The 12,176-nt window shown below is 45.0% G+C and carries 10 protein-coding genes, 8 tRNA genes and 2 rRNA genes; 4 read left to right on the top strand and 16 right to left on the bottom strand.

Annotated features, from left to right (window positions below; genetic code table 11):
• Positions 1–243: 243 nt before the first annotated feature.
• The 6 genes from NV381_RS37965 to NV381_RS37940 form a co-directional block, all read right to left on the bottom strand.
• Entirely contained in the window at positions 244–1,116 is an 873-nt protein-coding gene (locus NV381_RS37965; RefSeq protein ID WP_258218436.1) for a LysR family transcriptional regulator, read from the bottom strand.
• Positions 1,117–2,559 (bottom strand): bifunctional 2-methylcitrate dehydratase/aconitate hydratase, encoded by a 1,443-nt coding sequence (locus tag NV381_RS37960; protein WP_258218435.1) that lies wholly within the window; start codon positions 2,557–2,559, stop codon positions 1,117–1,119.
• Positions 2,560–2,613: 54 nt separating this feature from the next.
• Positions 2,614–3,513: a methylisocitrate lyase gene (prpB, locus tag NV381_RS37955; RefSeq protein ID WP_258218434.1), complete on the bottom strand. Its 900-nt coding sequence runs from the start codon at positions 3,511–3,513 to the stop codon at positions 2,614–2,616.
• A 114-nt stretch (positions 3,514–3,627) separates the two neighbouring features.
• Positions 3,628–4,734: an ABC transporter substrate-binding protein gene (locus NV381_RS37950; protein ID WP_258218433.1), complete on the bottom strand. Its 1,107-nt coding sequence runs from the start codon at positions 4,732–4,734 to the stop codon at positions 3,628–3,630.
• A gap of 45 nt (positions 4,735–4,779) precedes the next feature.
• Positions 4,780–5,589 (bottom strand): ABC transporter permease, encoded by an 810-nt coding sequence (locus NV381_RS37945; protein ID WP_258218432.1) that lies wholly within the window; start codon positions 5,587–5,589, stop codon positions 4,780–4,782.
• A gap of 16 nt (positions 5,590–5,605) precedes the next feature.
• On the bottom strand, positions 5,606–6,433 hold the full coding sequence (locus tag NV381_RS37940) for an ABC transporter ATP-binding protein (RefSeq protein ID WP_258218431.1): 828 nt from the start codon (positions 6,431–6,433) through the stop codon (positions 5,606–5,608).
• 229 nt (positions 6,434–6,662) lie between these two features.
• On the opposite strand from NV381_RS37940, the gene NV381_RS37935 reads away from it, so the two are divergent.
• From NV381_RS37935 to NV381_RS37920, 4 genes are all read left to right on the top strand, one after another.
• Positions 6,663–8,258, top strand: coding sequence for an ATP-binding protein (locus NV381_RS37935; protein WP_258218430.1), 1,596 nt, complete (start codon positions 6,663–6,665; stop codon positions 8,256–8,258).
• Complete coding sequence (locus NV381_RS37930; RefSeq protein WP_258218429.1) at positions 8,255–8,944, top strand: response regulator; 690 nt, start codon at positions 8,255–8,257, stop codon at positions 8,942–8,944. Before NV381_RS37935 ends, NV381_RS37930 begins: the two co-directional genes overlap by 4 nt.
• A 73-nt stretch (positions 8,945–9,017) precedes the next feature.
• A complete protein-coding gene (locus tag NV381_RS37925; protein ID WP_258218428.1) occupies positions 9,018–9,548 on the top strand; it encodes a DinB family protein in 531 nt (176 codons plus the stop codon).
• Between the two features lie 565 nt (positions 9,549–10,113).
• Entirely contained in the window at positions 10,114–10,719 is a 606-nt protein-coding gene (locus NV381_RS37920) for a histidine phosphatase family protein (protein WP_258218427.1), read from the top strand.
• Between the two features lie 201 nt (positions 10,720–10,920).
• Here NV381_RS37920 and NV381_RS37915 read toward each other — a convergent pair.
• From NV381_RS37915 to NV381_RS37870, 10 genes are all read right to left on the bottom strand, one after another.
• Positions 10,921–11,000 (bottom strand) — tRNA-Leu (locus NV381_RS37915).
• Between the two features lie 10 nt (positions 11,001–11,010).
• Positions 11,011–11,086, bottom strand: a tRNA-Lys gene (locus tag NV381_RS37910).
• A 13-nt stretch (positions 11,087–11,099) separates the two neighbouring features.
• A tRNA-Phe gene (locus NV381_RS37905) sits at positions 11,100–11,175 on the bottom strand.
• A gap of 9 nt (positions 11,176–11,184) precedes the next feature.
• Positions 11,185–11,261 (bottom strand) — tRNA-Met (locus NV381_RS37900).
• A 13-nt stretch (positions 11,262–11,274) separates the two neighbouring features.
• Positions 11,275–11,350, bottom strand: a tRNA-Val gene (locus NV381_RS37895).
• Positions 11,351–11,365: 15 nt separating this feature from the next.
• Positions 11,366–11,440 (bottom strand) — tRNA-Glu (locus NV381_RS37890).
• Between the two features lie 21 nt (positions 11,441–11,461).
• Positions 11,462–11,550 (bottom strand) — tRNA-Ser (locus NV381_RS37885).
• A gap of 4 nt (positions 11,551–11,554) precedes the next feature.
• Positions 11,555–11,630: transfer RNA gene (locus NV381_RS37880), tRNA-Asn, on the bottom strand.
• A 121-nt stretch (positions 11,631–11,751) separates the two neighbouring features.
• Positions 11,752–11,868: ribosomal RNA gene (gene rrf, locus NV381_RS37875) — 5S ribosomal RNA — on the bottom strand.
• A gap of 135 nt (positions 11,869–12,003) precedes the next feature.
• Positions 12,004–12,176 (bottom strand): 23S ribosomal RNA (locus tag NV381_RS37870); the annotation flags it as partial.

The following is a 12,176-nucleotide window of genomic DNA, read 5'->3' as shown; positions in this document are numbered from 1 at the left end:
TTTTACAACCGTAAGAGAATTCATGGTTCTTTGGGCTATGTTTCACCGGATCAATACGAGGCCATGTATTACAAAAAGGTTGTGTGATATCTCTTATTTGAGTGTCTACTTTCTTGACAGAGATCCAATTTTGTGCTTAGCAGTAGTTTTTCTTGCCATATCCGAATAGCTCACCTCCGCGGAACATTTATAAGCAAAAAAATGGGTAAAGGAATCATCCCTTCCCCATTTTTTTATCGCCGTCTACAACGGTGCACTCAAATCCACAGCTTCCATAAATTGAACAAAAGCTTTTACCAGATTTAACTCCAACGCTTCTTCGTGATAATACATCCACGTTCTTCTTAATATTGGATTGCCATTTTTATCACTAATATTGATTTTGTTAATATTCGGTATGCCTTCAAGAACGAGGCTGGGCATAATAGCATAACCTAACCCTCTAATAACCATTTCCCGGCATGTTTCGACTTTATCCACTTCCATGCCGATCACTGGAGGATGCGTGAAATTTTCTATCCACCAATCGTTTACCAGCGATTTAAACCAATAGTCCGTTTGATAATCTATCCTTGATAAGTTAGGAAGATCATTCATATTTATTTCTTTTCTGGATGCAATACAGACGGTCTCTTCAAATATAAGCTGCTTCCGGTCTCCCCAAGGGTAGTCCCCCCTGACAAAACCGATATGAACATGCTGATTATAGATCAAATTAAGTACATCCCGGCTCCAGCCTGTGACAACTTTGAATTCCACATCAGGATATTGATTTTTGAACAACTCTAAAATTCCCGGCAATTTGTTTCGCGTAAAATAATTGGAAACTCCCAGCCTTAACGTTCCTGAGACCTTATTGCGTAAATTGAGGACATGATCTTTTATTTTGTTGGTCTTTAAAAGCATCTCGTCCGCGCATTTGGCTAAGTATTCACCTTCAGGTGTAAATTCAATGCCTCTGCTTTTCCGTTGAACGATTTGAACGCCAAATTCCTTTTCCATTTGCTGCAAACGGTTTGTCAAAGCAGGCTGTGAAATAAAAAGAAGCTGCGCTGTTTTGGTAATATTACGCTGCTCGTAAAGCACCTTTAAAATCGTCCAATCTCTATCATCCATTTATATCACGAACCGGTCCATAAATTGATGGACTGGTGTTAGCTCCAATTCCTGTTGATTTAAGCACAGCTCCATAATGGCTTGCGATTGCTTGCGCGGAAAACGAGTTGCCAAGTTCGCCTCATATTTCTGTTCCAGCAGCGGAATCCCCTCCGCACGTCTCCTCTTATGGCCGATCGGAAACTCCACTTCCACCTTCTCCGTACTACTGCCGTCCTTGAAGAAAATTTGCACAGCATTAGCTATCGAACGTATGTCAGGCTCATGGTACTCGCGGGTATAACGGGCATCCTCCTGCGTGATCATCTTGGCTCTAAGCCGATCAATTCGCGGGTCGCCTGCGACCTTATCCTCGTAATGATCCGATGTTAATTCACCATAAATGAGGCCTATAGCCACCATATACTGCAAGCAGTGATCGCGGTCTGCCGGATTATGCAGTGGTCCCTGCTTATCGATAATGCGAATGGCAGACTCGTGTGTGGTCAAGACGATATGATCGATATCCTCCCATCTGCCCTTTATCTCGGGATACAGCGCAATCGCGCATTCCACTGCAGTTTGCGCATGAAATTCCGCTGGATAGGAAATCTTAAACAGCACGTTTTCCATCACATAGGAACCGTAAGAGCGTTCAAACTTGAATTCGTTTCCCTTGAATAACACGTCATAGAAGCCCCATGTTTTAGCGGTAAGCGCCGAAGGATAGCCCATCTCGCCTTTTAGAGCCATCATGGAGAGACGAACGGCCCGGCTGGTGGCATCTCCGGCTGCCCAGGATTTACGGGATCCCGTATTCGGAGCATGACGGTATGTGCGAAGCGCTTGACCGTCCAACCATGCGTTGGAAACCGCATTGATCATCTCCTCCTTCGATCCACCGAGCAGCTTCGTTACAACCGCCGTTGAAGCGACCTTCACAAGCAACACATGATCCAGCCCTACGCGGTTAAAGCTGTTATCAAGGGCAATGACGCCTTGAATTTCATGGGCTTTGATCATCAAGGTGAGCACATCCTTCATCGTCAGAGGGGCCAGCCCTTCGGCAACGTTGTTTCTGCTGATATAATCGGCAACGGCAAGAATTCCTCCAAGATTATCGGAAGGATGCCCCCATTCGGCGGCAAGCCATGTATCGTTATAATCCAGCCAACGGATCATGCAGCCGATATTAAATGCTGCCGTAACTGGATCCAGTTGATATTGGGTTCCGGGAACCTTTGCCCCGTGAGGCACCACGGTTCCCGGAACAATGGGTCCAAGGTGCTTCGCGCACTCGGGATACCTTAATGCAAGAAGACCGCAGCCGAGCGTGTCCATCAAGCATAATCGCGCCGTTCGATAGGCTTCCGGGCTATCTATCCCATAGTCGTAAACATAGTCGGCTAAATCCAGCAAAACCTGGTCCGGTTCTGGTCTATCGTTGCTAATATGAAATGCCATAGAATTACCTCCGTGTAAGCTTGGTCCGAGCATCGTACCTTGAAAAAGCACTCATTATAATAACTTTTCTTCGTCTTTTTGCTTATACAGCCTGTCAAGCTTTTGCTCATATTCATGATAATCGAGAAAATCGTATAGCTCCATACGCGTTTGCATAAGCTCCACCACGTTTTTTTGCGTCCCGTCGCTGCGAATCGACTGATAGACATTCAAAGCAGCAGCATTCATAGCCCGAAAAGCGGATAATGGGTACAGTACCAAACTAACGCCTGCTTGCTCCAGTTCATTGACTGTAAAAAGAGGGGTCTGTCCGAACTCGGTAATATTCGCTAATACCGGCACTCCGACCGCTTTCACGAACTTATCGTATTGTTCCAAAGTAAGCACGGCTTCAGGGAATATCATATCAGCGCCGGCTTCCACGCAAGCGCATGCTCTTTCGATCGCCGCATCCAATCCTTCGACCGCAAGTGCATCCGTACGCGCCATGATGACAAACGCAGAATCCGTCTTAGCATCCACAGCCGCTTTGATTCTGTCTACCATCTCCGAAGAGCTGACAATCGCTTTATTCGGACGGTGGCCGCATCGTTTGGCCGATACTTGGTCTTCGATGTGAATTCCCGCCGCACTGGCCTGAATCATCAAGCTTACCGTTCGACCGATATTAAAGGCGCCTCCGAAGCCGGTATCCGCATCGACCAACAGCGGTAATGAGGTCGCGTTCGTAATTCTTCGAACATCCTCAAGAACGTCATTCAAAGAAGTAATGCCAAGATCAGGCAGACCGAAGGAAGCATTGGCCACTCCGCCCCCGGATAAATAAATGGCACGATAGCCTACACGCTCAGCCATCATGGCTGTATAAGCATTAATGGTTCCAACTACCTGCAGCGGTTTTTCTGTTGTTATGGCTTCCCGCAACCGGGAGCCGGGTGATATTATACGGCTCACAACGTCACTCTCCCTTAGTTAAACCTGTATTTACACAAGCAGAAAGAGGCGCCAACAACGCCCCTTTCTAATAAATCTATCGCGTAGTAGCCTTTGAATCAAACGATTCTTCTATTATTTTTTTACCTTATCTACAAACTCGTTGGTGAACGTTTTGCTAAGGTCGATTTTGGCGTCTTTAAGCTGTGGAGTAGATATGTTTAAAACTTCCAACACCTTCTCCGGTCCGCCTGCAGGCATCTTTCCGTCAGTAGTGAACATAGCCAAGCTCGCTTGGAGCGATTTCACATATAAATCTTTATCGCCTGCATAATATTCCTTCGGTAATTTTTCGGCAATTTCCTCCGCTTTATGCGTGCTCATGTATCTCAATGTTTTGACAAAAGCATTCGCCAAACGCTGTACCACTTCCGGATTTTTCTTTACGTAATCCGCATCCATATACAAGCTTGGGGCTGGATAAGTGCCGCCAAGTGTTTGTTTGGAGCCTTCCTGGCTCTCCATATCCACGAACGTGGTAGCAATGCCTCTTTGCTCAAGCAATGCTGTAGTAGGCTGAGTGGCCCATGCTATATCCACCTTCCCTTGTTCCATGGCAGCGACCAAAGTTCCGCCTGCTCCTACTGCCAAAGGCACAAAATCCTTTGTCGAGTTACCGCCTTTGGTCACCAAATAGTTGACGAGAAAATGCGATGAAGCCCCAGAGCTGGTAATACCAATGTTTTTACCCTTCAAATCAGCCAAGGTTTTGTACTGATCCTTCGCTTTATTCGTAACCATCAATTTCGCTCCAGGATTCGTGGCCAGCTGTACTACCTCTTGAAGAAATTTCCCCTTCGCCTGCATATCGATCGTATGGTCGTAAAAACCGACAACCCCCTGTACTTCCCCAGCAATAAGCGCCTGCTCCGCATTGACCCCGGATGCCTGGCTCGTAAGCTCTACTTCAAGTCCTTCTTCTTTGAAATAACCTAAGCTTTCTGTCAGCTTTGCCGGGAGGTAAATAATTTTTTCCAAACCGCCCACCATAATATTTACTTTGGGAAGCTTTACCGGTGCCGGAGCAGGAGCAGGAGCAGGAGCAGGAGCAGAAGCCTGCTGATCATTTCCTTTTGGGGCCGGTTGGGAAGCCGGCTTATCCGCTGTACCGCATCCCGTTAAAATTAAACCAAGTGACATGAGCATTGCTGCACCAAGCTTTGTGCTTTTACCGAATTTCATCGCCATTACCCCTTTATATTATAAATTAAATTTGAAAAACCATAACTATTGACGAATATGCCTCCATGCAATGAAACGTTTCTCCAATTTGGAAACTGCCCAGTTAGCTGCCAAAGCCGTAACCGATAAGAGAACCATGCCCGCAAATACCCCGGTTGTGTTGAAAGCACCCTGGGCTTGAGCAATAAGAAAACCAAGTCCCTTCGTAGATCCAATAAATTCGCCAACAACCGCTCCTACGAGTGCAAAGCCGAAGCTGGAATGCAAGCTGGATAAAATCCAGGTTAATGCCGAAGGGAGAATGACGTGCTGAGCCAGCTGTCTCTTATTAGCGCCAAGCAAACGCGCATTATTCAGCAAATTTTTGTCCACTTCACGTACGCCCTGAAAAGCGTTGAAAAATACGATGAAAAAGGTAAGCGTTACGCCAAGAGCGATTTTCGAAGGCATGCCAAGTCCGAACCAGATGATAAAAATCGGTGCCAACACAACCCTTGGAAGCGCATTCAACATTTGGATATAAGGCCCGAAAATAACCGAGAGGATATCGTTTCTGCCTAAGGCATAGCCGGCGATCACTCCCAACAGCACTCCTACAATAAATGCAATAATGGTTTCCTCAAAAGTAACGACAAAATGTACATAAATAGGACCTTGGCTCGTGCCGCTTATAAACCACTCCACAATTTGCTTAAGAATGGAGTAAGGACTGGAGAAAAAGAAGGGATCGATGATTTTCTTAACCGATAAAATTTCCCAAGAGCCGAATATGGCAACGAAAACAATAATTTGCAAAGCCAAATTTCGCATTTTTATCTTTGCTGCTTTGGCTCTCATATCCTTTTTCCGAGACATAATCTCTTCCTGCGAATTAAGCATGGTTTGCGCTTGCATAACTTGCCATCACCTCATCCCTTAAATCATTCCAAATTTGCTCATGCAGCTCCGCGAACTGTCGGTCAAAACGGATTTCCGCCACATTTCTCGGCCGATCCAGATTAATTTTGTAATCTCCCTTGATGGTTGCGCCGGGGCCCGCGGTTAGTACAATAACACGGTCGCTCAGAGCAATCGCTTCCTCCAGATCATGCGTAATAAAAAAGACCGATGCAGACGTTTCTTCCCAAATTTTCAGAAGCTCGTTTTCCATCAAATGACGCGTATGCACATCAAGCGCAGAAAATGATTCGTCCATGAGCAGTATCTCCGGTTGCGTGATCAAGCATTGCGCCAAAGCAACACGCTTTCTCATTCCGCCTGAGAGCTGATGAGGATAATGACCTTCGAAACCTTTCAGCCCCACCTTCTCAATCCATCGTCTTGCCTCCTGATAAGCCTCGTTTTTTTGCATACCCTTTAGCCTTAATCCGAGCGACACATTGTCAATGACCGTTTTCCATGGAAATGCGTTCTCCGTTTGAAATACACAAGCAGCATGACGATTAATCCCTTCCAGCTGCTCTCCATGAATTCGAACTTTCCCAAGCGATGGCTTCTCAAAACCGGCAATCAGGCTTAACGTCGTTGATTTCCCACATCCCGTTGGCCCGACAATAGAACAGAACTCACCCTTTTGCACACGAAGATTAATATTGCTTAGAACGGTGTGAACCTCGCCCGAAGGCTTTAGAAACTCTTTAGTGACCCCTTGCAGATCAATCATTGGCTTATCGGACAACGGTGAGCCCATTTGATTCATTATGGTGTCTCCTTTGCAGATGTGTAATGGTAGCGCTTGCAACAAATCATAATACATCCCGTTTGGATTTGAAATATTTTAGCTATATTATGAATATTGACGGTTATTATCTATTTTGGCGATATTGTTAACGCGATGGAAAGCATTTATGTCTTTACGTCTATCCTCCATACCCATTAAACTAATGTTATGATTTCCGTTTTTATATTCTGCAGAGGGAGCCGCGTTTATGAGCCGTTTCAGGAAAATGACGCTTAGAAGTAAAATTAATGCGCTGGTTACCTTAAATATTTTGTTTGTGCTAATCCTGGTCATTTCCGCCATGTTCTATATTGTCGTGGACAAACAATTTAAGGAAACGGGCGAGCAAGCGTTAGGGGTAGCCAAAACCGTAGCCGGACTTCCGCAAATTGTGGAAGCGTTCGAACAAGCCAATCCTTCGTTGACAATCCAGCCGATCACAGAGCAAATATGGAAAAATGTCGGGGCCGACGTAATTGTCGTTAGTAATATGAACTTGATTCGATACAGCCACTCCAACCCTGCCGAGATTGGCAAGCATATGGTCGGAGACGATAATGAAGCGGTTTTAAAAGGTCATGAAAGCATTACTCAAGCTAAAGGGAGCCTTGGCTATTCCGTTCGAGGAAAAGCCCCTATCTTTGATGGCAACCATAAACAAATCGGTCTCGTATCCGTCGTTTTTTTGCTTGACAGCGTTTGGAGCCAATTATTTGTTTTGTTTGAAAAAGTACTGGTCATTGGAGCAGCCGCCCTCATCTTCGGCCTGATCGGCGCTTATCTGTTATCCGGTCATATCAAAAAGCAGATTTTTAATATGGAGCCTCATGAAATCGCTTTCGTAACCCAAGAGCAATCCGCTATTCTGGATGCGATTTGCGAAGGGATTATCGCCGTCAACAAGGAGGGAAACATCGTAACCTGCAATCGGGAAGCTAAAAAAATGCTGGGCAAGGAAGACAATGGACTGATCGGCAAGCATATTTCCGACATCATCCCGATAACCCGATTACCTGAGGTGCTGGAAAATGGGATTTCACAGAGAGATCAGCCTACCATTATCGGCAATACGCTTGTTATCGCTAACCGCGTTCCGGTTACCTTGTCCGGGCGGGTGATCGGTGCGGTAAGCACCTTCCGGGATAAAATGCAGCTGGAGCAAATTGATGAGCGGCTTGCTGATATCGGCAGGTATGTAGATACCTTGAGAAGCCAAAGGCATGAGTTTATGAACAAGCTGCATTTAATTGCCGGTCTAATCCAAATATCCGAGTATGATCAAGCTAAAGCGGTTATTCACCAAATCAATGAAGAACATCAGGACGCCATCCACTTTTATTTAGCCAGAATTCGGGATTCAGCCGTTGTCGGCATTTTAATCGGTAAAACTCATCGGGCGAGAGAACTCGGAATACAGCTGCTCGTCAGTCCGGAATCGTATATACCTGAAAAGTGCCCGCATCGCGAAATTATCGTTACCATTTTGGGGAATACAATAGAAAACTCTTTTGAAGCGATCCAGATGTCCTCGATCAAAATACAATCACCAACAGTAACGGTATTTCTCAAAGAGGAAGATGACGATCTGCTTATACATGTGAAGGACAACGGCCCCGGTGTCGATCCGGCTATTAAAGATACGCTTTTCAACGATGGGACAACAACAAAAGGAGAAGGACGCGGGTTTGGGCTGGCCTATGTATTCCGTTTAGTATCGAATCAGGGCGGGTTTCTCACCTGCGACAGCTCCTCGGACGGAACGATGATTCGCATAAGCTTGCCGATTAGGAGGAATGTACAATGAAGCAACCCAATCTGCCAGTCTTGGTCATCGATGACGACTTTATGATCGCCAAAGTACATGCCAGTTATATTGAGCAGCAGGAAGGCTACGAGCTCGCGGGAATTGCCGGCAATTACGAACAAACAATGGAGCTGGCCAGAAGGCTGAAGCCGGAGCTGCTCGTCCTCGACGTCTATTTGCCTGACCGCTCAGGCATTGAGGTATTAAGAGCCCTCCGGTCTGAAAAAATTTCTTGCGATGTGATACTAATTACCGCCGCCAAGGAGATTGATATTATTGAGGAAGCGTTTCAACTGGGGATTTTTGATTATTTGATAAAACCATTTGACCTTGATTTATTGAAGGGAACCTTAGAGAAATACAGATTATTTAAAAATCATTTGCTATCCCCTGCCAAACCGGATCAACAATTTGTGGAAGGGTTAAAAAAGTTCAGATCCGCCAAACCGATGACCGCACAGCAGCAGCAAAAAGGAATCGATCTGAGAACATTAGAACGAATCAAGCAATGCATGATGCAAACTGAGAATCTGTGCAGCGCTGAGCAAATAGCTCATTTATCCGGAGTCAGCCGCTCGACGGCGCGCTCTTACCTGGAATATTTAATTGAACATGGAATAGCGAATGAGTTCCTGCAATACGGGACGGTTGGTCGACCCCAACGATTATTTGGCCTTGTCAAATAAGTCCGCAGACAGACGCTAATATGATTTGGAATGATAAACAAATACAGTGCATTTTAAAGGAGGAAAAGCTAAGATGCTTTATGATTTACAAGGTGAAGCAACTATGTCACCCATTGTGGGAATATTATATTCCGCTGTGAAAGAAAACAACCAACGGCTACAATTAATCACGAATGGCATGTCGCAAGAAGAAGTAGATTACAAAGGTCCAACTAACAACTTCAATAGTACCGCTCAGTTAATCAAACATATCATGTATGTCGATCTTAATTGGGTTTATAGAATAAAAGGACAACCACTACCTCATTCTTTAAAAGAACAACATGGCCCCATGATAGATGCAAATAATTGGCTTCCCATGATCAAAGGGAAGTCTTTGAACAGCCTTATATCCGACTATGAAGGTGTACTGACAATGTTGAATGATGCTTGTACACAATTAACAGATGCTGATCTTGATACAATTGTCACTTTTGGACATGAAAACGAAAAGCAGGCAACCATTCGCTGGGGACTATGGCATATGGCTGACCATAGCCGCTATCATCAGGCTAATATTAATCAGCTTAGAAAGTGGTATAAAGAAAATTCTCTTTGGAATTAAAAGCTCAAAAATGAAACCAGCGTTTCACGTAGTCATTTGATCTTGTCTCCGTGCCGTGCCTGCTCAGCTGTAGACAAAACCTTAAGAACGTCAATGCTAGCACACACGACTTTATTCGAATTATTCGATTCGAAGCCATCGCCTCTTCCTAAAAACCTGCTTTTATACATCCTTTTGCCTTGCATATCGGCAGTCTTCATGAATTCATGCAAATGTGCAGTTATTTTTTCATTCTTAGCTGGACCGAAGAGTTTTTCCAAGAGAATTGATGTATTTTTGCAGGAATGTTCTCTCAGCAGCAATTTTGTTAGAAAATAACTGCATGTTTGCAGGATTTTTTGGGAACTGATATTCGGATGAGGGTCAAGCACTGATTTTGAGGTTGAGCCACAACTAAATAGACATATTCTAAAGGCAAAATGTTTGGATCAGGTAAGCCTATTTGCTCTAGAGCATGACGGCGTACTATAAGTTGAATGCTAAATATTTAATAGCATTTACTACGGCAATCTGCTCATTTTATTGAACTATAGGGGTAGTAATTTCTTACAGGAGGCTCTGATATATGAAAACAACATTTTTTCTTGTAAGGCATGCTATAAAAGAAAAAGCTATTGGGGATGTACCAATAACTCCCAAGGGTATATTACAAGCACAATCGACAGCTAAACATTTTTATGATTTACCGATAACAATCATACTTACAAGTCCACTTCGAAGAGCCAAAGAAACTGCCGAGTATATTGCATTAGAGACCAAATCAACAATTAATGAGGATAGTCGTTTGCGGGAACGTGCTAACTGGGGGGATATTCCAGAACAAACATTTGATGAATTTGTCGCAATGTGGGAGCGATGTACACGTGAACCCGAATATATACCTCCCATAGGTGATTCTGCAAAGCAAGCAGGTGAACGTTTATCCTCTTTATTATCAGAATTAGTAAAAAAACACCCTCCTGAAAGTAACATTGTAATTGTTACTCATGGTGGATTAATAACTGACTTTCTCGTCAATACATTTCCCGAGAATCAACTAAATGTTTGGCATCCTAATTTTGTAGCCGTACAAAGCGAATTGGTTCCTGAGTGCTCAATAACAACATTAATTTATGAAAACGGAAATTATAAAATAGAAGCTTTTGCGTCTATCGAGCATTTAAAATCATAAGAGTATTGCTACGCTAACGGAAAACAAGAGCTGAATAACAATAAAATGGGATTGTCACTAAAACAATCGCCTTATTATGCTCGGTTCTGATTTCAACAATTCCATAAATCTTTCAATAAAAACTACTTTTCAACGTATATATTTTTCACCCAACAAAAAAACTCTGAGATCACTTGATCTCAGAGTTTTCTTGTTTTGTTATGCGCGTAGAGGGACTTGAACCCCCACGGTCGCCCGCTAGATCCTAAGTCTAGTGCGTCTGCCAATTCCGCCATACGCGCGCTGTAAAAATGGTGAGACATGTAGGATTCGAACCTACGACACCCTGATTAAAAGTCAGGTGCTCTACCAGCTGAGCTAATGTCTCATATAATCCAAAGTGGTGGCTCGGGACGGAATCGAACCGCCGACACGAGGATTTTCAGTCCTCTGCTCTACCGACTGAGCTACCGAGCCTCATGAAGTTGGTTGCGGAGGCAGGATTTGAACCTGCGGCCTTCGGGTTATGAGCCCGACGAGCTACCGGGCTGCTCCACCCCGCGGCAAAAATGATTATGGTGGGCGCTGACGGGATCGAACCGCCGACCCTCTGCTTGTAAGGCAGATGCTCTCCCAGCTGAGCTAAGCGCCCCTATCATTGTAATAATGGTGACCCGTAGGGGACTCGAACCCCTGTTACCTCCGTGAAAGGGAGGTGTCTTAACCACTTGACCAACGGGCCTTATCTTCTAAAGAATTGCTACGGAGAGAGAGGGATTCGAACCCTCGAGACGCTTGTGACGCCTACACGATTTCCAATCGTGCTCCTTCGGCCAGCTCGGACACCTCTCCATAATGGCTCCCCGAACAGGACTCGAACCTGTGACAACTCGATTAACAGTCGAGTGCTCTACCAACTGAGCTATCAGGGAACAATAGACCACTTGAGATCAAATCGTCCACCTCCACCTGCGAGGCAACGTTCAATCAACTGAACCATAACCAAAGCCGGTAAACAAATGGTCATAAAAAAACCCACAAGTGTGGGTATTCGCTTGGCAACGTCCTACTCTCCCAAGACCCTGCGGTCTAAGTACCATTGGCGCTGGAGGGCTTAACGGTCGTGTTCGAGATGGGAACGCGTGGTTCCCCTCCGCCATCATCACCAAACGAATGTCAAGGTTTGCACCCTGAAAACTAGATCCGAAACAAGCAGCGTCGAGCAACGCTATATATTTTCACGGGGCCCCCCGCAAAGTACTCGGAGTAAGCTTCAACGCTTCTCTTCACTTTGTGGGGTTCTTTTTGGATAAGCCCTCGACCGATTAGTATTCGTCAGCTCCATACCTTACGGCACTTCCACCCCGAACCTATCAACCTCGTCGTCTTCAAGGGGTCTTACATACTGGGAAATCTCATCTTGAGGGGGGCTTCACGCTTAGATGCTTTCAGCGCTTATCCCTTCCGTACGTAGCTAT

The organism is Paenibacillus radicis (ex Xue et al. 2023), assembly GCF_024722015.1.
GTDB lineage: Bacteria > Bacillota > Bacilli > Paenibacillales > NBRC-103111 > Paenibacillus_S.
This window is presented reverse-complemented; position numbering and strand designations above follow the sequence as displayed.